This is a genomic window from Dongia sp. (assembly GCF_041910485.1).
Taxonomy (GTDB): domain Bacteria; phylum Pseudomonadota; class Alphaproteobacteria; order Dongiales; family Dongiaceae; genus Dongia.
On sequence record NZ_JAYRQR010000019.1, the window covers coordinates 1 to 22,737 of the forward strand.

Annotated in this window: 26 protein-coding genes; 8 read left to right on the plus strand and 18 right to left on the minus strand. The window is 63.6% G+C overall.

What is annotated here, in order from left to right:
- Nucleotides 1-36 precede the first annotated feature (36 nt).
- Nucleotides 37-1,179 carry a peptidoglycan -binding protein gene (locus ACE3PP_RS05945; RefSeq protein WP_374379122.1) on the plus strand — a complete coding sequence of 381 codons (1,143 nt, stop codon included), beginning with the start codon at nucleotides 37-39 and terminating at the stop codon, nucleotides 1,177-1,179.
- Nucleotides 1,176-1,781 carry a class I SAM-dependent methyltransferase gene (locus ACE3PP_RS05950; protein WP_374379125.1) on the plus strand — a complete coding sequence of 202 codons (606 nt, stop codon included), beginning with the start codon at nucleotides 1,176-1,178 and terminating at the stop codon, nucleotides 1,779-1,781. Before ACE3PP_RS05945 ends, ACE3PP_RS05950 begins: the two co-directional genes overlap by 4 nt.
- Here ACE3PP_RS05950 and ACE3PP_RS05955 read toward each other — a convergent pair.
- The 4 genes from ACE3PP_RS05955 to ftsE are packed head-to-tail and all read right to left on the minus strand — an operon-like array spanning nucleotide 1,778 to nucleotide 4,923.
- Nucleotides 1,778-2,488: a lysophospholipid acyltransferase family protein gene (locus ACE3PP_RS05955; RefSeq protein WP_374379128.1), complete on the minus strand. Its 711-nt coding sequence runs from the start codon at nucleotides 2,486-2,488 to the stop codon at nucleotides 1,778-1,780. The genes ACE3PP_RS05950 and ACE3PP_RS05955 overlap by 4 nt on opposite strands.
- Nucleotides 2,489-2,500: 12 nt before the next feature.
- The gene (locus ACE3PP_RS05960) at nucleotides 2,501-3,271 is read right to left on the minus strand and encodes a YdcF family protein (protein WP_374379131.1); all 771 of its coding nucleotides are present in this window, start codon (nucleotides 3,269-3,271) and stop codon (nucleotides 2,501-2,503) included.
- A 21-nt stretch (nucleotides 3,272-3,292) separates the two neighbouring features.
- On the minus strand, nucleotides 3,293-4,225 hold the full coding sequence (locus ACE3PP_RS05965; RefSeq protein ID WP_374379134.1) for a cell division protein FtsX: 933 nt from the start codon (nucleotides 4,223-4,225) through the stop codon (nucleotides 3,293-3,295).
- Nucleotides 4,225-4,923: a cell division ATP-binding protein FtsE gene (gene ftsE / locus ACE3PP_RS05970; RefSeq protein WP_374379137.1), complete on the minus strand. Its 699-nt coding sequence runs from the start codon at nucleotides 4,921-4,923 to the stop codon at nucleotides 4,225-4,227. Before ftsE ends, ACE3PP_RS05965 begins: the two co-directional genes overlap by 1 nt.
- A 262-nt stretch (nucleotides 4,924-5,185) precedes the next feature.
- On the opposite strand from ftsE, the gene ACE3PP_RS05975 reads away from it, so the two are divergent.
- Both ACE3PP_RS05975 and ACE3PP_RS05980 read left to right on the plus strand, forming a co-directional pair.
- The gene (locus ACE3PP_RS05975) at nucleotides 5,186-5,971 is read left to right on the plus strand and encodes a zinc-ribbon domain-containing protein (protein WP_374379140.1); all 786 of its coding nucleotides are present in this window, start codon (nucleotides 5,186-5,188) and stop codon (nucleotides 5,969-5,971) included.
- 389 nt (nucleotides 5,972-6,360) lie between these two features.
- Complete coding sequence (locus ACE3PP_RS05980) at nucleotides 6,361-6,738, plus strand: response regulator (RefSeq protein WP_374379143.1); 378 nt, start codon at nucleotides 6,361-6,363, stop codon at nucleotides 6,736-6,738.
- Here the strand turns inward: ACE3PP_RS05980 and ACE3PP_RS05985 are convergent, their stop codons facing one another.
- Entirely contained in the window at nucleotides 6,739-7,266 is a 528-nt protein-coding gene (locus tag ACE3PP_RS05985; RefSeq protein ID WP_374379146.1) for a DUF4166 domain-containing protein, read from the minus strand.
- A 2-nt stretch (nucleotides 7,267-7,268) separates the two neighbouring features.
- A complete protein-coding gene (locus tag ACE3PP_RS05990; protein ID WP_374379149.1) occupies nucleotides 7,269-7,673 on the minus strand; it encodes a hypothetical protein in 405 nt (134 codons plus the stop codon).
- A 127-nt stretch (nucleotides 7,674-7,800) separates the two neighbouring features.
- On the opposite strand from ACE3PP_RS05990, the gene ACE3PP_RS05995 reads away from it, so the two are divergent.
- Nucleotides 7,801-8,133, plus strand: a complete 333-nt coding sequence (locus ACE3PP_RS05995; RefSeq protein WP_374379253.1) for a metalloregulator ArsR/SmtB family transcription factor — start codon at nucleotides 7,801-7,803, stop codon at nucleotides 8,131-8,133.
- 8 nt (nucleotides 8,134-8,141) lie between these two features.
- Here ACE3PP_RS05995 and ACE3PP_RS06000 read toward each other — a convergent pair whose 3' ends face one another.
- Genes ACE3PP_RS06000 through argH form a run of 4 tightly spaced genes read right to left on the minus strand, consistent with a single transcriptional unit; the run spans nucleotide 8,142 to nucleotide 13,620 of the window.
- The gene (locus ACE3PP_RS06000; protein WP_374379151.1) at nucleotides 8,142-10,697 is read right to left on the minus strand and encodes a TIGR02302 family protein; all 2,556 of its coding nucleotides are present in this window, start codon (nucleotides 10,695-10,697) and stop codon (nucleotides 8,142-8,144) included.
- 27 nt (nucleotides 10,698-10,724) lie between these two features.
- Nucleotides 10,725-11,984, minus strand: a complete 1,260-nt coding sequence (gene lysA, locus ACE3PP_RS06005) for a diaminopimelate decarboxylase (RefSeq protein WP_374379154.1) — start codon at nucleotides 11,982-11,984, stop codon at nucleotides 10,725-10,727.
- Nucleotides 11,985-12,008: 24 nt separating this feature from the next.
- A complete protein-coding gene (locus tag ACE3PP_RS06010; protein ID WP_374379157.1) occupies nucleotides 12,009-12,185 on the minus strand; it encodes a hypothetical protein in 177 nt (58 codons plus the stop codon).
- Nucleotide 12,186: 1 nt separating this feature from the next.
- Nucleotides 12,187-13,620: an argininosuccinate lyase gene (gene argH / locus ACE3PP_RS06015; protein ID WP_374379160.1), complete on the minus strand. Its 1,434-nt coding sequence runs from the start codon at nucleotides 13,618-13,620 to the stop codon at nucleotides 12,187-12,189.
- On the opposite strand from argH, the gene ACE3PP_RS06020 reads away from it, so the two are divergent.
- The gene (locus ACE3PP_RS06020) at nucleotides 13,619-14,170 is read left to right on the plus strand and encodes a TlpA family protein disulfide reductase (RefSeq protein ID WP_374379163.1); all 552 of its coding nucleotides are present in this window, start codon (nucleotides 13,619-13,621) and stop codon (nucleotides 14,168-14,170) included. The two genes, argH and ACE3PP_RS06020, sit on opposite strands and share 2 nt — an antisense overlap.
- A gap of 8 nt (nucleotides 14,171-14,178) precedes the next feature.
- On the opposite strand, the gene ACE3PP_RS06025 is transcribed toward ACE3PP_RS06020, so the two are convergent.
- The 6 genes from ACE3PP_RS06025 to ACE3PP_RS06050 all read right to left on the minus strand — a co-directional run bounded on the left by ACE3PP_RS06025 (nucleotide 14,179) and on the right by ACE3PP_RS06050 (nucleotide 19,692).
- Nucleotides 14,179-15,747 carry a hypothetical protein gene (locus ACE3PP_RS06025; protein ID WP_374379166.1) on the minus strand — a complete coding sequence of 523 codons (1,569 nt, stop codon included), beginning with the start codon at nucleotides 15,745-15,747 and terminating at the stop codon, nucleotides 14,179-14,181.
- Between the two features lie 29 nt (nucleotides 15,748-15,776).
- Nucleotides 15,777-16,652: a 3-hydroxybutyryl-CoA dehydrogenase gene (locus tag ACE3PP_RS06030; RefSeq protein ID WP_374379169.1), complete on the minus strand. Its 876-nt coding sequence runs from the start codon at nucleotides 16,650-16,652 to the stop codon at nucleotides 15,777-15,779.
- Between the two features lie 87 nt (nucleotides 16,653-16,739).
- The gene (locus ACE3PP_RS06035; protein WP_374379171.1) at nucleotides 16,740-17,675 is read right to left on the minus strand and encodes an FAD-binding protein; all 936 of its coding nucleotides are present in this window, start codon (nucleotides 17,673-17,675) and stop codon (nucleotides 16,740-16,742) included.
- 12 nt (nucleotides 17,676-17,687) lie between these two features.
- Entirely contained in the window at nucleotides 17,688-18,440 is a 753-nt protein-coding gene (locus ACE3PP_RS06040; protein WP_374379173.1) for an electron transfer flavoprotein subunit beta/FixA family protein, read from the minus strand.
- A gap of 375 nt (nucleotides 18,441-18,815) precedes the next feature.
- Entirely contained in the window at nucleotides 18,816-19,376 is a 561-nt protein-coding gene (locus ACE3PP_RS06045) for a cob(I)yrinic acid a,c-diamide adenosyltransferase (RefSeq protein WP_374379176.1), read from the minus strand.
- Between the two features lie 7 nt (nucleotides 19,377-19,383).
- Entirely contained in the window at nucleotides 19,384-19,692 is a 309-nt protein-coding gene (locus ACE3PP_RS06050; protein WP_374379179.1) for a twin transmembrane helix small protein, read from the minus strand.
- Between ACE3PP_RS06050 and ACE3PP_RS06055 the strand changes: the two genes are divergently transcribed.
- Both ACE3PP_RS06055 and ACE3PP_RS06060 read left to right on the plus strand, forming a co-directional pair.
- Entirely contained in the window at nucleotides 19,691-20,524 is an 834-nt protein-coding gene (locus ACE3PP_RS06055) for an aldo/keto reductase (RefSeq protein ID WP_374379181.1), read from the plus strand. The genes ACE3PP_RS06050 and ACE3PP_RS06055 overlap by 2 nt on opposite strands.
- On the plus strand, nucleotides 20,521-21,003 hold the full coding sequence (locus tag ACE3PP_RS06060; protein ID WP_374379184.1) for a GNAT family N-acetyltransferase: 483 nt from the start codon (nucleotides 20,521-20,523) through the stop codon (nucleotides 21,001-21,003). The genes ACE3PP_RS06055 and ACE3PP_RS06060 overlap by 4 nt, the downstream gene beginning before the upstream one ends.
- Here ACE3PP_RS06060 and ACE3PP_RS06065 read toward each other — a convergent pair.
- Nucleotides 21,000-22,361 carry an FAD-binding oxidoreductase gene (locus tag ACE3PP_RS06065; protein ID WP_374379187.1) on the minus strand — a complete coding sequence of 454 codons (1,362 nt, stop codon included), beginning with the start codon at nucleotides 22,359-22,361 and terminating at the stop codon, nucleotides 21,000-21,002. The two genes, ACE3PP_RS06060 and ACE3PP_RS06065, sit on opposite strands and share 4 nt — an antisense overlap.
- 52 nt (nucleotides 22,362-22,413) lie before the next feature.
- Entirely contained in the window at nucleotides 22,414-22,677 is a 264-nt protein-coding gene (locus tag ACE3PP_RS06070; RefSeq protein WP_374379190.1) for a DUF2061 domain-containing protein, read from the minus strand.
- Nucleotides 22,678-22,737 lie beyond the last annotated feature (60 nt).

Consider the following 22,737-nt stretch of genomic DNA (forward strand, 5'->3'; position numbering starts at 1 on the left):
ACCATCGCCGTCGCCGCCGGCACGGAGCGCTGATCCGTGGCACGCCGCCGCCAACGCCCGATGGAGGCATGGCCGGGCTATGTCGACGTTCTGTCGACCCTGCTCATGGTCATCGTCTTCGTGCTGTTGGTGTTCGTCACCTCGCAGATGTTCCTGAGCCTCGCTCTCTCCGGCAAGGACGACGCACTCGCCAAGCTCAGCGCGCAAATCTCCGAAATCGCCAACATGCTGGCGATGGAAAAGAAGAACGCCGAGGACCTCAAAAGCCAGCTGTCGCAGATGTCGGTCGAGCTGTCGAGTTCGACGGCCGAGCGCGACGAACTGAAGAACCAGCTCAATGTGGTGATCGGCGAGCGCGACGCTGCGAACAAGCAGGCGGCCCTCAACGAGGATCAGGCCAAGAAGCTTGCCGAGGCCTATCAAACCATCGACGCCGATCGCCAGCGCATCACGGCCCTCCTTTCCGATATCGCGGCCCTTGAGAGCCTCAAGGACGATCTGCAGCAGAAAGTCCTGGGCTCGGATGCCGAGAAGAAGAAGATCACCGACGAAGCGCAGATGCAGGTCGAGCTGCTGAACAAACAAATGCTGGCCTTGCGTGAGGAACTGTCGCGCATCACCCAGGCGCTCGACGCTTCGGAGCAGAAGGCCAAGGACCAGGAAGTCCAGATCGTCGACCTCGGCAACCGGCTCAATGCGGCCCTTGCCTCCAAGGTCGAGGAACTGGCGCGCTATCGTTCCGAATTCTTCGGCCGCCTGCGCGAGGTTCTGGGGAATCGCGAGGATATCCGCATCGTCGGCGACCGTTTCGTCTTCCAATCGGAAGTGCTGTTCGACAGCGGCTCCGCCGTTCTGGGCGATGCCGGCAAGGCGCAGCTCGACGATCTGGCGACGACGCTCATCCTGCTCTCGATGGATATCCCGAAGGATCTCGACTGGGTGCTGCGCATCGATGGCCATACCGACAAGCGCCCCATCGCCACGGCACAATTCCCGTCGAACTGGGAGCTCTCCACCGCGCGCGCCGTCGCCGTCGCCAAGTATCTCATCAGCCGTGGCCTTCCCGCCGAGCGGATGGTAACGGCAGGCTATGCCGAGTTCCGCCCGCTCGATCCGGCGGACAATGACGAAGCCTACACCAAGAACCGCCGCATCGAGTTCAAACTGGACCAGCGATGAACAAGGTTCCCGGCACGCAAGGATACGCCGCCGAGGCGGACGAGCTTGCGGTCCGCTATGCGAGCTTCACCTTCGAGGACGCGCACAAGGGTGTTCTGAAGCTGCTGCCGACTTCCGGCAAGGTGCTCGACATCGGCGCCGGCACAGGGCGAGACGCCGGTGGCTTTGCCGCGCGCGGCCACGATGTTCTGGCGGTCGAACCCACGCCGGAGATGCGCGCGCATGGCGAACGGCTTCATCCCGATGCGCGCATCGAATGGATGGACGATGCCCTGCCTGACCTCGCCCGCGTCCGTGCGCGGGGCGAGACGTTCGCCATCGTCATGCTGACCGCCGTCTGGATGCATCTCGATGAGGGTGAACGCCGGGCGGCAATGCCGAATGTTGCAGCACTCGTGGCACCCGGCGGCTATCTTTCGATCTCCCTGCGCCACGGCCCCGTCCCGCCCGGCCGGCGCATGTTCGATATCAGCATCGATGAAACGCTGGCCCTGGCGGCACCGTTCGGCCTCATGGAAGTCTTCCGCCGCGACGGCACGCGCGATGAACTCAACCGCAGCGATATCAGCTGGTCCCGCCTGGTGATGCGCAAGGGCAGTTAGGACTGAGCGGCAAGCCTGTTCGCGGCACCCTCGATACGGCTTTCCAACTCCCGCATGAACGTCTTGCGGTCGAGGCCCGGTTGAATGGGCGGCAGGTATTCGATGGTGATGGTGCCGGGCTTCTTCAGCACCGCTTTGCGCCCCCAGAAGAGGCCGGAATTGAGTGCCACGGGCACGACCGGCACGCCGAGCTGCGCATAGAGCGCGGCAATGCCCGGCTGATAGGGCTTGGCTTGGCCCGGCGCGACGCGGGTCCCTTCGGGAAAGATCACCACGGGCCGGCCTTTGGCGAAGGTCGCCTTGGCGTCTGCCACCATCTTCTTCAAGGCGGCGGCCTTGCCGCTGCGGTCGATGGCGATCATACCGCTGCGTGCCAGAAACCAGCCAAAGACCGGGATCAGCAGCAATTCCTTCTTGAGGATGAAGGCTGGATTGCCCAGTCTTTTCGAGAGATAGAGCGTCTCCCACGCCGATTGGTGCTTGACCGCAAAGAGTACCGGTTCATGGGGCAGGTTTTCCGCCCCGACCTCACGCGCGCCCAGTCCGACGCAGACCTTGAGCAGCCACAGCGCCCCGCCGATCCAGATGCGTGCGGCACACAGGATGGCCGATGCCGGTGCCAGCAGCAGCGGCAGGCAAATGATGTGCATGGCCGTCGACCAGGCCAGGTAGAGAATGTTGAAGATCAGCGCGCGGATCGCAATCATGGGCCCGCTCCGTCAGGGCTTTGGCAACCAGTCGGGCCATTTCCAGTCTGGCAGATGAAGATCTGGCCAGCTGATATCCGGCCAATCGATCTGCGGCCACCAATCGGGCCGCTCGCCGACGCCGCTCAGCCAGCGCACGCCGTCCTGGATCACGGCCCGTCCCCAGGCACCGACGAATTTATGATACTCGCCGCCGAGCAGGATCAAAATGCGCGGCTTCACGAACCACCAATTATCCTGGACTTCTTTCGGGAAGACCGGGTGCGGGATAATCGCGATGCCGGGCAGAGCGCGGTGGAATTCAAGCTGGCTGCGCTTCATGTGGTAATTGGCCGTGACGAGGCGAACCGAGCTTACCTTGTTGTCACGCACCCATTGCGCCGTCTCGACCGCGTTGCCGACCGTGTTCCCCGCCTCATAGCCGAGCGTCACACAGCAAGCGAGGTTTTCAGCCGACGGGATGACGCTCTTGTCGCTGCTCATCCCGGCGATCACCTGCTGCAGGCTGACACCCTGGGCGACGCCGGTGATCAGCATGCGCGGGCTCACGCCAGCATCAAGGAGGCGGAAGCCTTCCGCCAAGCGGTCGCCGCCACCAGTCAGCACGACGATGGCATCGGTCTTGGTCTCCCCGTCCGTCACGACACGCGGAATGAAGCCGATGAAGCCGAGGAATCCCACCAGCCACAAAAAGGCAGCCAGCAGCAACAGGTGCACGAGCTTGCGCCCCAGCCCTTCGCGCTGCGCTTGCGGATCGCGGAAATTGATACGGTTAACCCCCATGGCGCGCCCTATCTAGCAGTTTCAGAGGAAGCGCGCCAGCGACCGCAAAACGGTCCAGCGGGCCGTCACCATGGCGATGAGGGCAGTGGCAACCGGCAACAGGGCAAGGACCGCCCATTGCCAGGGAAGGAGCCGCAGATCCAGCACGAGGCTGCCGGCAGCCCCTTCAGCATTGGCAAGGCCCGACGATTCGAGACTCGGCGATGCGAGGCCCAGCAGATGGTCGGCACCGATCAGCGTACCCGCCGCCAGCAGCGTGCCGACAATCCCACCGATGAGCCCCAGCCGCAGCGATTGTGCCTGGAACTGCCCGGCGATATAGGCGTCCGGCGCCCCGATAAGATGCACGATCTCAATGACGTTGCGGTGGATGGAGAGGCCCGTCCGCGTCACGAAGACGATGGTCAGTGCCGTGGCGCCGAGGACGAGCAGCGTCAGCAGCAGCGCCAGCAATTTCAGCCCGCGCAGGAAACCCAGCGCATCGTCGATCCAGTCGGCATGCGTGTCGACCCTGGCCCCCGGCGCCGCCGCGGCCAGATCGGCCTGCAGTTGCGCGGAATCGATCGCCGCATCGTCACGCAGTGTTACGGCGATCATGGCCGGTAGCGGAATATCGAGCTCGCTCGCTTCGGGTCCCAGCCACGGCTCCAAAAGGCGCGCGATCTCACGGTCGTCAAGCAGGGTGGTTCCTGCCACGCCCGGCGTCGCGCTCAAGATGTCGATGACCTTGTCGAGGATCTCCGACCGGGCAGCGACCCCGACATCGTCCGTGAACGGCACCTCGACCGTCAGATTGCCGGTGAGGCCGCTCTGCCATTCGGCCGACAGCCGGTCGACGACCAGGGCGCTGCCGACGGCAAGGGCCGCCAGATAGACCATGAAGCCCAGAATCCAAGGCAGAAATCGGGCCGCGGCATCGCGGTCGAGCGGCAGGTCCGTGCGCAAGCCCAGCATCACTGCACCCCGCCCAGCGGTGCCACTTGAGCGGCGGCAGGATCGAAAATCCGGACGGTTCCTTGTTCAAGCCGCAACTGCCGGTGCGTGAAGCGGCTCACCAGCGCGTCATTGTGCGTGGCGACGACCACGGTGGTGCCGAGCTTGTTGAGCTCTTCAAAGAGGTACATCAGCCTGAGGCCGATCACATCATCGACATTGCCCGTGGGCTCGTCGGCCAAGAGCAGATTGGGTCGCGCGATCACGGCGCGGGCGATGGCGACGCGCTGCTGCTGCCCTCCTGACAAGGTGGCGGGCAGCGCATTGAGCTGATCGGCCAATCCCACCCAGCTCAGCAGTTCGCTGCAATGGCGCCGGATATCGGCTTCCCGCACCCCGGCGACACGCAGCGGCAGAGCCACATTGTCGAGGGCCGAAAGATGCTCGATGAGGCGGAAATCCTGGAACACCACGCCGACCCGGCGCCGGATCGACGGATAGTCGGCCCGCGCCAAGGTGGCGACGTCGCGACCGAACAGGTTGACGATGCCGCTCGTCGGCCGGAGTCCCAGATACATGAGCTTCAGGAGTGACGATTTCCCCGCACCCGACCGGCCGACCAGGAAATGGAACGAGCCCGGCGCCAGGGTGAAGCTGATGTCCTTGAGGACCTGCGGGCCGGTACCGTACTGGACCGAGACCTGATCGAATAATACCACGTGACTAAATCCCAGCTGGCCCCGATTGGCCCGCAGCGCCCGTCAGACAGGCGCTGCCCGACCGCAGCGCAAGACGAGGGTTAACATGGCACACCGGCTTCGGCTTCGTAAAGCTGATGGGCAGGCCGCGACTCGGGGAAAGAAGATCGTTTTTTCAGTCCCTTGCCGGGGCCCCAGCGCAGCCTTTGGGGTCGCATCTACTTGTCGGGCCGCATCCCGGTGACCTATAAGGATTGAGGATATCGATCGAGCGGACGAATCAGTGATTGTCTCCTGCCCGGCCTGTGCCACCCGGTTCTCATTGGACGCAGCTTTGCTCGGCGAAGCCGGGCGCAGTGTGCGCTGTGCGAAATGCGGCCACAAATGGAAGCAATTGCCGCCTAAGCTTGAGAATCCCGAAGGAACACCGGCGGAAATAGCCGAACGGTTCGACGCGGCACCCCAACCTGAACCGTCCCCTTCGGCGCCCGAAGCACCGCCCGCTGCCCCGGCGGCTGCGACCGACGCACCGGCCATCGAGATTCCGTCGGCGCCACCGCGCCCCAGGTCGCCACAACGCCCGACGGGGCCGATCACGGTGCCGCCGAAGCTGCGCCCCATGATGCCAAAGCGCCGCATCAGCATCCGCCCGATCTATATCGTGCTTGCCGGCATGTTGCTGGGCCTCGGCGGTGCTTTCGTCTTCCGGGCCGAAATCGCCCGCGCCGTGCCGGCACTCGACATGGTCTATGGTCTCATGGGCATATCGACCAGCAGCCCGGCTGAAGACCTTGAAACCGCCAATCTGGTCTTCAACCGTCGCGACGAGGACGGCAAGACCGTCTATTCGGTTCAGGCGGACGTCTTCAACAAGTCCGAATTCCCCGTCAAGCTGCCGATCTTTGTGATCAAGGCCCTCGACAAGGACCGCCAGCAGGTGGGTGGCGCCTTCCCGTTCCAGCTGGAGCAGGAAACGATCGAACCGGGCGAGACCATCACGTTCCGCACCTTCATGGATTCGCTGCCCAAGGGCACCAAGACCCTGCGAATCGAGTTTCAGGCCGATTGAGCCAGACGGATCATACGGGACGGTAAGGGTTCATGAACGATTTTGCCCACCGCGCGCGCTCTTGCGGCGGTGTGGCAAGACGCCCTTATCCGGCTGATAAACAGCCATAATTTAGCCACGATCCAGGGCTGAAATCAGGTCGAACGGAACGCTGCCTGTCATACCAAATCTTAACTGTTTTCACCTAGCCTTACCCGGAGACGAGAACATTGCACTGCGCGCGCGATCGATCTTGGGAACCCGGATCGGCAACAAACGTTGAAGCGGCGCAGGATCGACGGGACGCCAGAATGGCCGGACCGATTGTGGGCAAGAGTGAACAATTTTGGTGATTGATGTCTGGCATGTCGGCGCGCGCTTCCTTGAGAACCAGAAGGGTTGAAAACACTGTGTCCGCAATCCTGTTGGCCGAAGATGATGAATCGGTCCGCGCCTTCGTAACCCGTGCCCTCACCCATCGTGGCCATGAAGTGACTGCCGTCGGCGACGGCGATGCGGCAATTGCCGCGCTGAAGGCCCAGACCTACGATTTGATGCTGACCGATATCGTGATGCCCGGCCTTGATGGCCTGGCCCTCGCCGAAACCGCATCGCGTATCAACCCGCGCATGACCGTCCTCATGATGACCGGCTTTGCAGAGGCGCGTGAACGCGCCGACGGCGTGCGCAATCAACAGGGGCCCGTCACCGAGATCATCACCAAGCCGTTCAGCCTGCAGCAGATATGCAGCGCCGTCGACGACGCCCTCTCGTCACAGCGGATGTAATTATCCGCCTTTGACGAGTTGAAGCCGCCCCGCGTAGCGGACTAGGCGGCCGATAAGTGGTAGGCCGATATCCACCTCGAACTCATACAATCCATCAGCCTCGCCCTCCCAGGCCCTGAGCGTTGGCCCGAGGCCACGCGGCAGGCGCAATGGCCCGACATGGGTGGCATCAAGTTCATAGTGAAGCCTGCCCGCCACGGCACTCGGCCGCAATTTGAGCTTGAGGGGCCCCATCATCTCGATCAGATGGTTGCCTTCCAGAACAAACTGGCTCTCTAGACATCTGCCGTCGAATGAACGCCGCCAGATCATCCGATCATTGAGATGATCACCCTGAACGGTCATCGGGCATACTGGGTTGGTAGCAGGCATGCCTAGAATTCCGGCTAGGAACCCACCCAGCCCGTTACCGCGCGCGACGTCGACATGACCACGAAGCTCGATGTGGCCAAGATGTGCCTGCTGCACCAAAGGCAGCAGGCGCGTGAAATCAACACCGAGGCAAGACTGCAGGGCATTCGGGGACATTCTCAGGCCCAAAGCTGGGGTTGCAGTTGCGGCTCGCCGACATCCGCCGCCTCGCGCGATGATCCTGCCACTGCCAAGAACAGTCGCGAATGGCGAAATTTGACGAGCATATGCATGTTGAAGAAGTGCATCCCGCCAAGCACCACAACAACCAGACCGATCTTCGTGCTCAGAAACTCGACAGCGCCGACGACGTCATCGGGCTTCTTGCCGTATCGCAACGCCAGCGAGACGAAGCCGATATTGACCAGATAGAAGCCGATAAGCAGCAAATGATTGATGGAATCGGCCAGCGCCTCGCGCCCCTCGAAATTTTCCAACAGAAAGACTCGGCCGTTGCGGTTCAAAGTGCGGCCCACCCAGACGGTGATCGCCAAACTGACAGCAATATAGACGGCATAGGTCACGATCATCATTGCTTCCTCCATTCCACCATGCTAGATATTTCGTTAATTAGTCAATGAGCTAAATATGAAGCTAACGACACTTCGTTATTTAGTCAACTAGCTAAATCAAAAAAGATTGGCGGTGAGTATGGACAAGGTCTTCGAAGCGCTTTCCTCGCAGGTCCGGCGCAAGGTGCTAGCCTATCTTTCGGCGACTGATCTCACCGCTGGCGAGATCGCGGAACGCTTCGACATTTCAAAGCCATCCATCTCGAAGCATCTCAGCATTCTCGAGAATGCCGGACTCATCCGGTCCGAACGACAAGGCCAGTTCATCCACTACAGCCTTGTCAGTGACAATTTGGTCAACACTCTCGCCGGTTTCGTCCAGGAGATCTGTCCCGTCGGGCGGCCATTGCGCAAGGAGAGCCGCGCAAAGGCCCGGGAAAAGCGCGACACCGCGGGTGGCGGCACCAGATAGCGCCCGACTCAGAACTGCTTCAGCAGGCGGTCGAGATAGTCGCGTTCCGGCTTGGGGCGGCTGGGGTCGTTGCGACGCTGGCGCAGCTCGTCGAAGATTTCACGCGCGCGCTGTTGGGCATCCTTGTCGATGCCCAGATCCAACCTTGAACTGTCGACGGCATTGGCGCCGGGGCCATCATCATCGACCGGTCGGCCCATCGGGTCCATGCGGTCGCGCGAGCCGCGCCCCGGCAACTGCCCGGCTTGACGTTGCATCATTTCTTGCGCGGCCTGCAGACCCTGCTGCAATTGGCTCAATGCGTTGTTCTGGTTTTCAGCGGCGCCGCCGAAATCCTGATCCTTCAGATTGTCGACGGCACCGCGCATCGATTGCTCCGCCTCGCCCAACCCTTGCGGCAGGTCGCCCAGCAGGTTCCCAAAGCGCTGCATGAGATTGCCGAGGTCGCGGCGCAGTTGTTCCTGCCCCATCGCCCCTGAACCGGCCGCCTGCCCGTTGCCGCCATCGCCCGGCATGCCGTCGCCTTGGCCCCCGTCTTGGCCCTGGCCCTGCTGCATCTCGCCCTCGCCCATGCCTTCTTCACCGGGCTGCTGCCCGCGCTGGGCGTTATAGCTTTCCTCCAGCAGCTTCTGTTGGCGCTGCATCAGGCGGCCAAGCTCACTGCTGAGTTCCTGTTGCGCGCGGCCTTCCGGGCTCACCGGCGGCATGACGCCTGCCTGCAGGTTTTCCATCATGCGCTGCAGGTTTTCCAGCATCTGCTTGGCCGAATCCTTGGCGCCCGACCGCATCATGTTGCGGGCGTCTTCCAGCATCTGGTTGAGATCGCGCTGCGACAGCTTGATGCCGTTCTGGGAAAGCTGGCGCATCGGCTGTCCGCTTTCCATCGCCCGCTGCACCTGCTGCTGCAGCTCCTGCATGTAGCGGTTCATCGCCTCCTGCAGCTGATTCATCAGCTGCTCGATCTCCTCGTCCGAGGCGCCGCGATCGATGGCCGCCTGCAACTCCTGCTGCAGTCGGCGGAACTCGCTCAACGCCAATGACGTGCCGCCGTCTTCCAGATCGACCGCCGTGTCCCACATCAGCTGCAGGACCGGCGGCAGATCGGACGGCGCAAAACCGTCGGCCATCAGGCGCCTGGCCGCAAAATCCATGCCCATGAAGGCAACGATGCGATCCTCATAGGTCTCCGGCTGGGCCTTCAGCGCCATCAACTCGCGCGCGACCGAGCCGTGGAATTGCCAGTCGGAGGCGACGCGCTTCCGAAGCTCGATGATGGCCCGTGCGATCGGATGGTAAAACTTCCGCTCCGGCAGCGTGAGGGCGAGCGGCGCCGAAGCGCCGATCTGTCCCATGGCATCGCGGGCAACCAGGCGCAGCTCGACATCGAGCCCCGCCCAGGCATGCGCCGTGAAATCCTGGAAGCTGCCGCCTTGTGCGATGTGCTGACCGCTCTCATCGACACCTGCTTGCGCCAAGGGCAGCTTGAACTCGAAATCCTGCCCATTGCGGCTCATCACGAGGCGCAAATCGTTGACGCCATAATCGTCGCTGGCACTGTAGCCGAGGCGCAACACGCCGCGATCGGTGACGCCGGGATTGCCGCCGAAGGTCGCACTCGGCGCCATATCGGGGACGATTTCGATCGGCCATTCGGCTTCCGTCGACAGGCCCGACTTCACCGCGATCCGATCGCCGATCTTGAGGACCGTTTCCGCCCGCTGGGTCGTCGCGTCCAGCGCCTCGAACGCCTGCTGGTCGTCATTGGCGACAAGGCTTGCCGGGCCGCCGAAACCGCTCGTCGGCAGGCCCTGCGCCTGGACCAGCAACCGCGATCCCATCGGCACTTTGAGCGCGCCCTCGCCAGATGGAGCTTGTGCCCGGCTGAGGCTCGCCGGCGGCAGGCCGGTATAGTCAGGCGGCGTAATCCATGCTTCGATTGTCACCTGGTCGGCATCGCTGACGCCGGAAAAATTGGGGACCAACGCCTGATCGAGGCGCCGCAGCCAAGCCTCGCTTGCGCCGAAAAAGGCGACGATGGCGAGCAGGAGCGCCAGCTGGCGCAGCGCGAACGGATCGCGCGCCGTGAGGCCGCTGTCCGGGAACTTGAGGTCGAGATTGCCGATCGATTGCAGCAGGCGCGCGCGGTGGCGCTGCCACAGGCTGCTCGATGCCGGGTCGATGAGGTTGCTGACCTGGGCATCGTCGATATGGCTGAGCGGGCGGTGCGCCAATCCGCTGTCGCGCTCCAGGCGGCGCAGGGCCTCCCGCCAATTGGGCAAACGGAACGGCCGCCAGCCAACCCACACGGCATAGAGGAAGGAACCGGCGGCAAGGATCAGCAAGGCGACATGGGCCCAGACCCCAGCCGCCCGCGGGAAGCCGGACCAAGCCAGCGCCAAGGCCAGGGCGAAGACAATGAGTGCCGGCGTCAGCGCCGCCCAGACGCGCTCGGCCAACAGCACCAGCCAAGCGGCGACGCCCATCGCCCGGACACGGAGCGGCAGGCCGTCGGGCAGCTTCACCACCGGCACCTTGTCGTCACCGAGAACCGGGCGTCGCGCCATCAATCCTCCGTCTGTACCCGGCCGATTTTACAGCCAGTTGGGGATCCTGTCTTGACCGATGATTGCGTCATAAGTTTGACGCTCCCTAACCACCTCGAATTGATCGCCTTTCACCAGCACTTCGGGCAGCAGCGGCCTCGTATTGTAGGTCGAGGACATGACGGCGCCATAGGCACCGGCTTCGCGGAAGACGACGAGATCGTCGGGCAACAGCGGCGGCAGCGGCCGCTGCTCGGCGAACTGGTCGCCGGTCTCGCAGATCGGCCCCACCACGTCGACGCGCGTCACCGGCGCATCATCCGCCGGCTGGCGCACGGGCTGGATCTGGTGATAGGCGTCATAGAGCGTCGGGCGGATGAGATCGTTCATCGCGGCATCGACGATGACGAAATTGCGGCTCACCCCTTCCTTCACGTTGATCACCCGCGTCACCAGGATGCCGGCATTGCCGACGATGGCGCGGCCCGGCTCCGCTTCGAGCTTCAGGCCGAGATTGCCGAAATTCTCGGCCACGGCATTGGTATAGTCGGCAAAGCCGATGATCTGCTCGTCACGATAGGTGATGCCGACACCGCCGCCCAAATCGACGCGCTCAACCTTGTGCCCTTTGAGGCGCAGCGCCTTCACCAGATCAGCCATCTTCTGGAAGGCATGCTTGAATGGCGCAATGTCGGTGAGCTGCGAGCCGATATGGCAAGCCAGCCCCTTCACCTCGATACCCGGCAGGTTTGCTGCTTCCGCATAGATGTCCGGCGCGTGGTCGATGTCGATGCCGAACTTGTTCTCCGACTTGCCGGTCGAGATCTTGGCATGGGTCTTGGCATCGACGTCCGGGTTGATGCGAAGCGCCACGGGGGCGCGCTTGCCGAGCGACAGCGCCACCTCGTTGAGGAAACGGAGTTCGCCGGGAGATTCGACATTGAACTGATAGATGCCGGCCTTCAGCGCCTCGGCCATTTCATGCTTGGTCTTGCCGACACCCGCAAACACGATCTCACCCGCCGGGATGCCGGCCTTGAGCGCGCGGTACATCTCGCCCACCGACACGACGTCGGCGCCGGCGCCGAGTGCGGCCAGGGTGCGGATCACGGCCTGGTTGGAATTGGCCTTGCACGAATAATAGAGCTTGGCGTTGAGGCCGCCCAAGGCCGCCTCGAAGTTGCGGAAATTGTCGGTGAGCTTGGCGGTTGAATAGCAATAGAACGGGGTGCCGACGGCGGCCGCGATGCGGCTCAAGGGCACGCCTTCGGCATAAAACTCGCCGTTCTCATAGTGGAAATGGCTCATAATCTGCTTTCTGGAGAAAGGCGGTCAGCCGCTGAAGACGCCGGTCTGTGTCTTGGGCGTCTGCGGATACTGGGATGGATACTGGTCCTTGTGGACCTCCTTGGGCAATTGCGGGACACCGTTGCGCCCGCAGGCGGAAACGCCCGCCATCAGCGTCAAGGCCGCAGCCAGGGCCAGGACCGAAATTTTCGACATCTTCATATCAACGCTCTCCCAGAAAACGCGCCCGCGCGGCCTTGGCGGCGGCGCGGACATTGTCCGGCGCGGTGCCGCCCTCGCTTTTGCGGCCGGCCACGGAATTTTCGACCTTGAGGACCGGATAGACCTTGTCGTTGATGCGCGGCTCCACCGCCTGCATCTCAGCAAGGCTGAGGTCGCCGAGACCCTTCCCCTGGTCCTCGGCGCGCTTCACCAGCGTACCGGTGACGTGATGCGCCTCGCGGAAGGGCAGACCCAGTTCCTTCACCAGCCAGTCGGCCAGATCCGTCGCCGTCAGGAAGCCGCGCTCGCAGGCCGCGCGCATCTTTTCGTGGTTGGCTTTCAAGTCGCGGATCATGCCGGTCATGGCAGCGAGCGACAGCAGCACCGTGTCGGTGGCGGCAAAGGTCGGCGCCTTGTCGTCCTGCATGTCCTTGCCGTAGGTGAGCGCCAGGCCCTTCAGGATGATGAGCAGCTGCACCATGAGGCCGATCACCTCGCCGGCCTTGGCGCGCACCAGCTCGGCCGCATCCGGGTTCTTCTTCTGCGGCATGATCGAGGAGCCGGTGGTGAAGGCGTCGGAAAGCGTGATGAAGCGGAAGCCTTCGCTCATCCAGATGACGATCTCCTCAGCGAGGCGCGAGAGATGGACCGACAGAATGGAAAGGGCCGAGAGATATTCCAGCGCGAAATCGCGGTCGGAGACGGAGTCGAGCGAGTTCGCCGTCGGCCGGTCGAAGCCCAAAGCCTTTGCCGTCATCTGCCGGTCGATCGGAAAGGTCGTGCCGGCGAGGGCCGCTGCCCCCAGCGGACATTCGTTGAGGCGCTTCCTGGCGTCCGCTAGGCGCCCCATGTCGCGGCCGAACATCTCGACATAGGCAAGGAGATGGTGGCCGAAGGTCACGGGCTGGGCCGGCTGCAGATGCGTATAGCCCGGCATCACCGTCGCCGCTTCTTGCTCGGCGCGGTCGATGAGGGCCGCGACCAGCGCGCGCGTCTCGGCGGCGACCTCGTCGCAGGCGCGGCGCACCCACAGCTTGAAATCGGTCGCCACCTGGTCGTTGCGCGAGCGCGCGGTATGGAGGCGCCCGGCCGGCTCGCCGATCAGTTCCTTGAGGCGCTGCTCGACATTCATGTGAATGTCCTCAAGCGCCACCTTGAATTCGAAGGTCCCGGCCTCGATCTCGGCTTTCACCTGGCCGAGACCCTGGACGATCGCCGCGGCGTCCGCCTCGGCAATGATGCCCTGCTTCGCCAGCATCGCGGCATGGGCGAGCGAGCCCTGGATATCCTCGCCATATAGGCGCTTGTCGACGCCGATGGAGGCATTAATCTGCTGCATGATCGCTGCCGGGCCGGCGGCAAAGCGGCCGCCCCACATGGCGTTGGCATCAACCTCGGTCGCCGGGCTGGCGGATTTTTTGCTCTGGGTACTCATGTTATTGAAAAAGACCGCCTTTTTGGGCTTGCTGTGCGCGCTGGTTCTGGGAAATGCCGCCCTTGCCGACAGCGTTTCCCCGAAACTGGGCGACTTTAGCCGGTTCGATCCGCCCCTGCCAACGCCCAATGAGGGTTTCGAGGACGCCCTCGGGACCAAGGTGACGCTGGCCGATTTCAAGGGCCGCGTCGTGGTGCTCAATTTCTGGGCGTCCTGGTGCGCCCCCTGCATCGCCGAAATGCCGACCCTCGACGCGCTGCAGGCCGAACTTGGGTCCGAGGGGCTCGACGTGGTGGCGGTGAGCCTCGACCGAGACGGCATCAAGAAGGCGGCGCCCTTCTTCCGCAAGGCCGGGATCAAGCATCTCAAAGTCTATACCGACCGCATGAGCGACCTGTTTCAGGCGCTCAAAGGCTCGGCCCTGCCCACCACCTATGTGCTCGACCGCGACGGCAAGGTGGTCGCGGCCTATATCGGCGCCACCAATTGGGTGACAGACGACATCAAGGCGGAACTGCGGAAATATCTCGACGCCAAGCCCGCAGGCTGACGGCACCCCTATCGGCTCGCCCGCGCGTAGATGACGAGCGCCTTGCCGCCCCAGGGTGCCTGGCCGATTTCCCGATAGTGCGACCATAGTGCCGCGAATTCCGCGTCGCGCGCGAGGAAGCCGAGGATGCTGCTGCCATCGGCGAGCTGCGGCGCCGGATTGACCAGCACGACATCGGGCTTGAATTGCGCCAGATCCGCGACCAGCCCTTGGGTGAGCGATGCCATGTCGGCCTGCGCCGCCGCCTTGAGTGCCGCATCGCCCTGGAGGGCGGCCCGCGACATCGGCCGCAGCAGCCACGGGCATTGCGCCCGATAGGCGATGCGCGTGCCGAAGAATTGCGTGGCATAGATCGCCGGCATGGTGCCGGTATCCAGGACCGCCATGCCGCCGCCCCGATCCTCGGCAAGGATGGTCATGACCACTTCGTTGCGGCGCATGGTATCCGCATTGAAGAACTGCATCGGCCCCCGCGCCGACCAGGCCATGAGGCCCGCCGCCAGTGCCAGCACGATCGACACGACCACAGCAACGCCCGGCTCCCGTCCGCGCCGCAGGATCATGATGGCAATGACCAGGGCCGCCAGTTCCACGCTCATCTCGAACGGCACCAGATGATAGGCAAAGCCCTTCGCCTGCAGAAGATACCCGGCGAGAAGCCCGGGCCATGCCAGCAGCAGCGCCGCGAGCAGCGGACTGAACAGTGCATCCTTGGGCAGGCGCCACCAACCCATCAGTACCAAGACCGACAGGGCAAGAAGCGGCCAGCGCTCCCGCATCAGATCGGCAATGAGCGTGCCGTAGCTGAGATTGAGATAGGCGTAATAGCGCCAGGCCTCGGCGGCGACCCCGAGCCATTCGGGGCAGAGGAGCAGCGCCCCGCCGCCCAGCAGCAATGCAAAGAGGATGGCCGCCCAGATATCCGGGGCGCGCAGCGCCGTGCCCCACCCCTCGCGCCCACAGCGCCACAACCACAGCACCCCCGGCACCAACAGGTAATGCGGCTTGATGCCGAGCGCCAAGGCAGTCGCCAAACCGGTGGCGATCGATCCAAGGCGGCAGGGTGGCTGCCGCCCCGCGCGCGCGGCTTCAAGAACAATCGCCGGCAGCAAAAACAATCCGGCCAGGCAGTCGCGCTGCCCGAATTGGAAGATCTGCAGCATGAAGGCGGCAAACAGCGCCTGCGCGAGCGGCCCCAGCCACAGAACGGCGCGACCGCCGAGGTGCGGCCGCAGCATGGCGCCGCACAGCAAGGCGACAGCAGCAGCCATCAGCGTCACGGCCGCCATGTGCCCGCCCGCCATGGAGAGGCCGAACCAGCGTGTCATGAGCACGGCCGGGGCGTGAATGAGAACGGCGATGGGCGTGTTGACCTCGACCACATCGGCACCGAAGCGGCCGCCGTCGAGGAGGCGGCCGGCGGCCGTCAGGAACCAGACCACATCTTCGTTGAGGATCGAGAGGCTCTGGCGATAGAGCAGGATGCTCCAGCTCACCACAACCAGAAGACTGAGGATGAAGAGCGGCGCGCGGCGGTCCGACCCGGCCGTTTCAGCGCGCCCGGCGCCGTCAGCCATCGTGGGACCGCTCCGCGGCCGTCATGCGGTCAGCGCGTCGGAACCGGCGTCTCGCCGCTGTAATCGTAGAAGCCGCGCCCGGCCTTGCGTCCGTACCAGCCGGCTTCGACATACTTCACCAGCAGCGGGCACGGGCGATACTTGCTGTCGGCGAGCCCCTCATAGAGCACCTGCATGACCGCAAGGCACACGTCGAGGCCGATGAAGTCCGCAAGTTCCAGCGGGCCCATCGGATGATTGGCGCCAAGCCGCATCGCAACGTCGATCGCCTCGACATTGCCGACACCTTCATAAAGCGTATAGACCGCCTCGTTGATCATCGGCAGCAGGATGCGGTTGACGATGAAGGCCGGGAAATCTTCCGAGGTGGCCGTCGTCTTGCCGAGCTTCTCGGCAAGGTCGCGCACCCGGTTGAACGTCTCGTCATCGGTGGCGAGACCCCGGATGAGCTCGACCAGCTTCATCAGCGGCACCGGGTTCATGAAGTGCATGCCGATGAACTTCTGCGGCCGGTCGGTGGCGGCTGCAAGGCGCGTGATGGAGATCGACGAGGTGTTGGAAGCCAGCAGCGTCTCGGCCTTGAGATGCGGGCAGACGGCCCGCATGATTTCCTTCTTGATCTCTTCCTTTTCCGTCGCCGCTTCGATCACGATATCGGCGGGGTTGAGATCGGCGAGATTCTGCGACGTCTTGATGCGCTTGATTGCGCTGTCTTCGTCGGCCTGCGTGATAAGACCGCGCTTGACCTGGCGGTTCATATTGTTGCGGATCGTCGCCAGCGCTTTATCGAGCTGCGCCGGATTGTTGTCGACCAGGATGACGTCGAGCTTTGCCAGCGAACTCACATGGGCGATGCCGTTGCCCATTTGACCTGCACCGATGATGCCGACTGTTTCGATCGTCACGTTCTGACCTCTTCTTTTTCTGTCTCCCGGAACATTGCGGCCCGCTGTTTTGGTGCAGCGGGCCGCGTGTCCGGTTTGTCCTTGGGCTTACTTACCGAGTTCTTTGGCCAGTTCCGGCACTGCCTGGAACAGGTCGGCGACCAGACCGTAATCGGCCACCTGGAAGATCGGCGCGTCTTCGTCCTTGTTGATGGCGACGATGACCTTGCTGTCCTTCATGCCGGCCAGATGCTGGATGGCGCCCGAGATACCGACGGCGACATAAAGCTCCGGCGCCACGATCTTGCCGGTCTGCCCGACCTGGTAATCGTTCGGCACGAAGCCCGCATCGACGGCGGCGCGCGACGCACCGACGGCGGCGCCGAGCTTGTCGGCCACTTCCTCGAGCATCTTGAAATTGTCGCCCGACTGCATGCCGCGGCCACCCGAGACGACGATGCGCGCCGAGGTGAGCTCGGGGCGTTCCGTCTTCTGCACTTCCTGGCCGAGGAACTTGGACAAGCCCGCATCGCCGGCCGAAGCCACCTTTTCGATCGCGGCAGAACCGCCTTCGGCGGCAACGGCGTCGAACGCGGTCGCACGGACCGTGATCACCTTGATCTTGTCCGAGGACTGCACCGTGGTCAGCGCGTTGCCGGCATAGGTCGGACGCGTGAAGGTATCGGCGCTGTCGACGGCCGAGATTTCCGAAATCTGCTGCACGTCGAGGAGAGCCGAAGCGCGCGGCAGGATGTTCTTCCCGTTGACGGTCGCAGCCGCCAGGATGTGGCTGTAGGACGGGGCCAGGCTGACGATCAGCTTGGCGACGTTCTCGGCCAAGGCATGGCCATAGATAGCGTCATCGGCCAGCAGCACTTTGGCGACGCCGGCAACCTTGGCGGCGGCATCGGCGGCACCCTGGGCACCGGCACCGGCGACGAGGATATGGATTTCGCCGCCGATCTTCTGGGCAGCGGTGACGGCATGGAGGGTCGCCGACTTCAGCGACGCGTTGTCATGCTCGGCAAGGACAAGAATGCTCATGGACATGACCCCTTAGATGACTTTGGCTTCGTTCTTCAGCTTGTCGACCAGCTCGGCGACCGAAGCCACCTTGATGCCGGCCGAACGCTTCGGCGGCTCGGTGACCTTGACGGTCTTTAGACGCGGGGTCGGATCGACGCTGAGCTGCTCAGGGGTCAGCACATCAATGGGCTTCTTCTTCGCCTTCATGATGTTCGGCAGCGACGCATAGCGCGGCTCGTTGAGGCGCAGATCGGTGGTCATGACGAAGGGCGTCTTGACCTCGACGGTCTCGAGGCCGCCATCGACTTCGCGCGTCACATTGGCGGTGCCGTTGTCGTTGATCACCAGCTTCGAGGCGAAGGTCGCCTGCGGCCAGCCCAGCAGCGCCGAGAGCATCTGGCCGGTCTGGTTGCTGTCATCGTCGATCGCCTGCTTGCCGACGATCACCAGGCCCGGCTGCTCCTTGTCGATCACGGCCTTGAGGAGTTTCGCCACGGCGAGCGGCTGCAACTCGACATCGGTCTGCACATGGACGCCGCGATCGGCACCCATGGCCAGCGCCGTGCGGATGGTTTCGGCGCACTGCGCGTTGCCGAGCGACACGGCAACGATCTCCGTCGCCTTGCCGGCTTCCTTGAGGCGCACGGCCTCCTCGGTCGCGATTTCGCAGAAGGGGTTCATGGACATCTTGACGTTCTGGGTTTCGACACCCGTGCCGTCCGCTTTGACGCGGACCTTCACATTGGCGTCGATCACCCGCTTAACAGCGACGAGGACTTTCATCTTCAAGGACCCGGATGAGACTGTGGTTACAACGGTCGATGCCCGCGGCGCGCGATCCATTTCGGACCCGCGCCCGGCGCGACACCCCCTGCCCGCGAACACCACATAATGAAGCGATGGCGAGGCAGAAATTTCGCATGCGCAAAATAGGGGCATGGCATCTTTGTGTCAACGAGGCCAGGGAACTCGTCCGTAAACGGCAAACTTGCGCTTAAGTGCGAAATATCAATGACTTCGGGGACGCATGGATGAGCCGCATTAACCGTTCCATGAAGCCAATTGACCGAGCTGGATGCAGCTTGGATAGGCAAACGCTGCGAAGAATTTGGGCAAGGGCCGAGTCATACCGCACCGGCACATCGCCCCAAATTCGGGCTACCGGTTCTTCCCCGGCACCCACAGAACATCGGCCTGTCCCTTGTCGTTGGCATGGCGGGCCATGACGAAAAGCAGGTCGGACAGTCGATTGATGTAACGGAGGGCCGCCGGGTTGATGCTCTCGTGATCCATCAGCGCGGTGATGTCGCGCTCGGCGCGGCGTGCCACCGTGCGGGCAAGGTGCAGATAGGCCGCCGCCGGCGTACCCCCGGACAATACGAAGCTTTTCAGTGGCTCCAGTTCTGCATTCAGCCGGTCGATCTCCTGCTCCAGCCGCTCGACCTGCGCCTCGACCACGCGCAAGGGCGGATAGTCGGTAGGGTCTTCCGGTTGGCAGAGATCTGCCCCGAGATCGAAGAGATCGTTCTGGATGCGGTTCAGCATCGCATCCAGGTCGCCACTGGTATGCAGGCGCGCCACGCCGATCGCGGCATTGGCTTCGTCCACGGTGCCATAGGCGGCCACGCGCAGATCGTGCTTCTTGACCCGTTTGCCCGAGCCCAGCGACGTCGACCCCTTGTCGCCGCCCTTGGTGTAGATGCGGGTCAGTTGGACCATGCCGGCTCTAACCGTTGCGGGTCAGTAGATAGAGCACGAAGCTCACCACGGCGCCGGCCTGGAAGATGACGCGCAGGCGCATCAGCTTGTTGGCGTTGCGCTTGTTGAAATCGCCGCCTTTGCCCATCGAGAACACGCCGACCAGCAGCGAGACCAGGGTAAGGCCCATGAAGATTATGAGGGAGATGAGAAAGATGTTTGGCATGACCGGATGATAGCTGTGGGAGGGAACGCGCGCTAGAGTGAAGCGGAAACGGTCTTCCGGGTTGCCCGAAAGCGCCGCGAACCTTACGAAAACGACAAGGAAAAGCACCATGCGGCGGATCGTCCTCAATGACGGTACAGAAATTCCGGTCATTGGCCAGGGAACCTGGCGGATGGGTGAGCGGGGCGGCGAGCGCGCGACCGAGGTCAAGGCGCTCCAGGCAGGGGTAGATCTCGGCCTCACCCTCATCGACACCGCCGAAATGTATGGCAGCGGCGGCGCCGAGGAAGTGGTGGGCGAGGCCCTCAAGGGCCGGCGCGACCGCGTCTATCTGGTCAGCAAGGTCCTCCCCAGCAATGCCAGCCGTGCCGGAACCGTCAAGGCCTGCGAGCAGAGCCTGAAGCGCCTCGGCACCGATCATATGGATCTCTATCTGTTGCATTGGCGCGGCAGCTACCCGCTCGCAGACACGTTGCAGGCGCTCCTCGACTTGAAGGCACAGGGCAAGATCCGCGCCTTTGGCGTCAGCAATCTCGACGTCAATGACATGCGGGAATGGATGGCCCTCCCCGGCGCCGAGGCGACCGTCGCCAACCAGATCCTCTACAATGTCGGCGTGCGCGGCCCGGAACTCGATCTTGCCCCCGCGATGGCGCGGGCGAAGGTCGCGTTGATGGCATATTGCCCGCTGGCCCAGGGCGATCTGACCGGCTTCAAAAAGCTCGAACCGATCGCCCGGCGCCACAATGCGACGGTGGCGCAGATCATGCTGGCGTGGAGCACCCGCAACCCGCTCTCCTTCGCCGTGCCGAAAAGCAGCAATATCACGCGCCTCAAGGAAAATGCGGCCGCTGGCGACATTGCGCTGACACCGGCAGATCTGTCCGAGATCGACGCCGCCTTCCCGGTGCCTGGACGGCCGGTCCCGTTGGAGATGATTTGACGCAACACGCCTTCACTCTCCGCCCAGCACGATCTGACGAGCGCACCACGCTCGACGACATCTGCTTCCGCGCCAAAGCGCATTGGGGCTACGATGCCGACTTCATGGCTCAGGTCCGCGACCAGATCCGCGTGAATCCGGACTCTGTTTCGGCCGGCCGCGTCTGGGTCGCCGTCGATGCCACGGACCGGCCTTGCGGCATCGTCGAAGTGGACCCGCTCGACGCCACCGTCGCCGATTTGACCCTGCTCTTTGTCGATCCCGCGCATATGCGCAGCGGCATCGGTCGCGCCCTCTACACCAAGGCCCTCGCCCTCGCCGCTGGTCTCGGCGCCCACCACCTCGTCATCGATTCCGATCCCCACGCCGCCGCCTTCTACGCCGCGATGGGCGCCATCCGCACCGGCTCGGAACCGACCGGCTATCAAGGGCGCTTGCTGCCGCGGTTTCGGACCGACCTGCAACGCCGAACGATTTAGATGACCTTCCCCGGATTGAGAATCCCCTTGGGATCGAGCGCGCCCTTGATCCGCCGCATGATCTCGATTTCCTCCGGCGACCGCGAATAGCCCAGATAATCCTTCTTCAGTGTCCCGATGCCATGCTCGGCCGAGACCGAGCCGTTGAAGTCGCGCACTGTCGCATAGATCAGTTCGTCGACATCGTGCATTCCTTCGCTGGGCCGGTACTCGACGCAGGTTGTGATGTGCAAATTGCTGTCGCCGATATGGCCATAGAAGAAGAAGTGCCCGCCCGGCCATTTTGCCTCAAGGCGCGCGCGGCAAGTTTCCGCGAAAGCGCCGATGCGGCCGATGGGCAGGCTGACGTCGAAATTGACGATGTCCTTGAGTGTGTCGAGCGCATAGCCTTCGCGCACCCGCCAGAAGCTCTGCGCTTCCTTTTCGTTCTGCGCGATGACGGCATCGACCAGGGTTTCCGCTTCGAGGGCTTCGCCCAGGAAAGCCTCAAAGCGTGCCGCATCGCCGGCCGCATCGAGCCCCTGTTGTTCAATGAGGACATAGAAAGGATGATCGGGTGACAGCGGCTGCGACTTGGTCATCGGATGCGCGCTCACGAAGCGATAGAAATCGGGCCACATCGCCTCGAACGCAGCGGCACCGCCGAGGTCCCTTTCCGCGCGGCGCAGCAGGTCGAGAACGGCCGCGAAGCTCGGCAGCGCGCAGAAGGCCGAATTGGTGCTTTGCGGCAGCGGTCGCAGGCGGAAGACGATCCGCGTGATGATGCCCAGCGTCCCCTCGCTGCCGATGAAGAGCTGCTTCAGATCGAAGCCGGCATTGTTCTTCAGCATCTTGTTGAGGTTGGTGAGGATCGTGCCGTCGGCCAGCACTGCCTCAAGTCCCAGCACCTGCGCCCGCGCCATGCCATAGCGGATGACGCGGTTGCCGCCGGCATTTGTCGAGAGATTCCCGCCCACTTGCGCCGTGCCGCGGCTCCCCAGATCGAGCGGCAGCAGGAAGCCCGCTTCCGCTGCGGCCGCCTGCGCGCGTTCAAGCGGCGTCCCGGCCAGCACGGTGAGCGTGCCCGCTTCCGCATCCAGCTCTTCGACACCATTGAGGAGATCGAGCGACAAAGCAATGTCTCCTGCCCGTGCATTGGCGCCGCCGGCAAGCCCGGTAAGGCCACCCTGCGGCACGACGCTGGCACCGTGCGCATTGCAGATGCGCAGGGCGGCCGCGACCTCTTCCGTGTTGCGGGGGCGGATGAGCGCCCGCGGCAGCTCCGTTCCCGTCATGCTCATGTCGGAACGATGCTTCGCCCCGATCTCACTGCCGCTCAACACCGCGCCGGCACCCAGTGCCGCGCGCAATTCGCTCATCACATCGCCCATCATGCCGCCCCTTGTTATGCGGGCGGCATGCTAGTCGAGGTCAGCCCGCCTGCACCAGCCTGCGCAGCATGCTGAAATCATGATGGTCCTCGACCCGGGGGCCGCCGCTGCGACCCGGTTCCGGGTTGCCGATGCGCTGCCACACGCGTTCGTGCAGGAAGAAGACCACCGTGTTGACCGCCGGCTCGATCATGGCGACGCCGAGTGCCACCGGCAGCGAGCCGGAGATCAGGTAGGCGACGCCGAAGCCGACGGTGAAATGCAGGCTGGCGAAGGTTGCGGTCTTGATCAGGTCACGGAGCATCTCGGCCTCCAATTGCAAATCATTCTCATGTGCAAAATATGAGGCGGTTGGCGCTCGGAT

Coding starts and splice junctions, on each gene's coding strand:
- ACE3PP_RS05950 (WP_374379125.1), top strand. CDS start 1,176: ATGAACAAGGTTCCCGGCACGCAAGGATACGCCGCCGAGGCGGACGAG.
- ACE3PP_RS05955 (WP_374379128.1), bottom strand. CDS start 2,488: ATGATTGCGATCCGCGCGCTGATCTTCAACATTCTCTACCTGGCCTGG.
- ACE3PP_RS05960 (WP_374379131.1), bottom strand. CDS start 3,271: ATGGGGGTTAACCGTATCAATTTCCGCGATCCGCAAGCGCAGCGCGAA.
- ACE3PP_RS05965 (WP_374379134.1), bottom strand. CDS start 4,225: ATGCTGGGCTTGCGCACGGACCTGCCGCTCGACCGCGATGCCGCGGCC.
- ACE3PP_RS05985 (WP_374379146.1), bottom strand. CDS start 7,266: ATGTCCCCGAATGCCCTGCAGTCTTGCCTCGGTGTTGATTTCACGCGC.
- ACE3PP_RS05995 (WP_374379253.1), top strand. CDS start 7,801: ATGGACAAGGTCTTCGAAGCGCTTTCCTCGCAGGTCCGGCGCAAGGTG.
- ACE3PP_RS06000 (WP_374379151.1), bottom strand. CDS start 10,697: ATGGCGCGACGCCCGGTTCTCGGTGACGACAAGGTGCCGGTGGTGAAG.
- lysA (WP_374379154.1), bottom strand. CDS start 11,984: ATGAGCCATTTCCACTATGAGAACGGCGAGTTTTATGCCGAAGGCGTG.
- ACE3PP_RS06010 (WP_374379157.1), bottom strand. CDS start 12,185: ATGAAGATGTCGAAAATTTCGGTCCTGGCCCTGGCTGCGGCCTTGACG.
- ACE3PP_RS06020 (WP_374379163.1), top strand. CDS start 13,619: ATGTTATTGAAAAAGACCGCCTTTTTGGGCTTGCTGTGCGCGCTGGTT.
- argH (WP_374379160.1), bottom strand. CDS start 13,620: ATGAGTACCCAGAGCAAAAAATCCGCCAGCCCGGCGACCGAGGTTGAT.
- ACE3PP_RS06025 (WP_374379166.1), bottom strand. CDS start 15,747: ATGGCTGACGGCGCCGGGCGCGCTGAAACGGCCGGGTCGGACCGCCGC.
- ACE3PP_RS06035 (WP_374379171.1), bottom strand. CDS start 17,675: ATGAGCATTCTTGTCCTTGCCGAGCATGACAACGCGTCGCTGAAGTCG.
- ACE3PP_RS06040 (WP_374379173.1), bottom strand. CDS start 18,440: ATGAAAGTCCTCGTCGCTGTTAAGCGGGTGATCGACGCCAATGTGAAG.
- ACE3PP_RS06045 (WP_374379176.1), bottom strand. CDS start 19,376: ATGGTCCAACTGACCCGCATCTACACCAAGGGCGGCGACAAGGGGTCG.
- ACE3PP_RS06055 (WP_374379181.1), top strand. CDS start 19,691: ATGCGGCGGATCGTCCTCAATGACGGTACAGAAATTCCGGTCATTGGC.
- ACE3PP_RS06050 (WP_374379179.1), bottom strand. CDS start 19,692: ATGGTGCTTTTCCTTGTCGTTTTCGTAAGGTTCGCGGCGCTTTCGGGC.
- ACE3PP_RS06065 (WP_374379187.1), bottom strand. CDS start 22,361: ATGAGCGAATTGCGCGCGGCACTGGGTGCCGGCGCGGTGTTGAGCGGC.
- ACE3PP_RS06070 (WP_374379190.1), bottom strand. CDS start 22,677: ATGCTCCGTGACCTGATCAAGACCGCAACCTTCGCCAGCCTGCATTTC.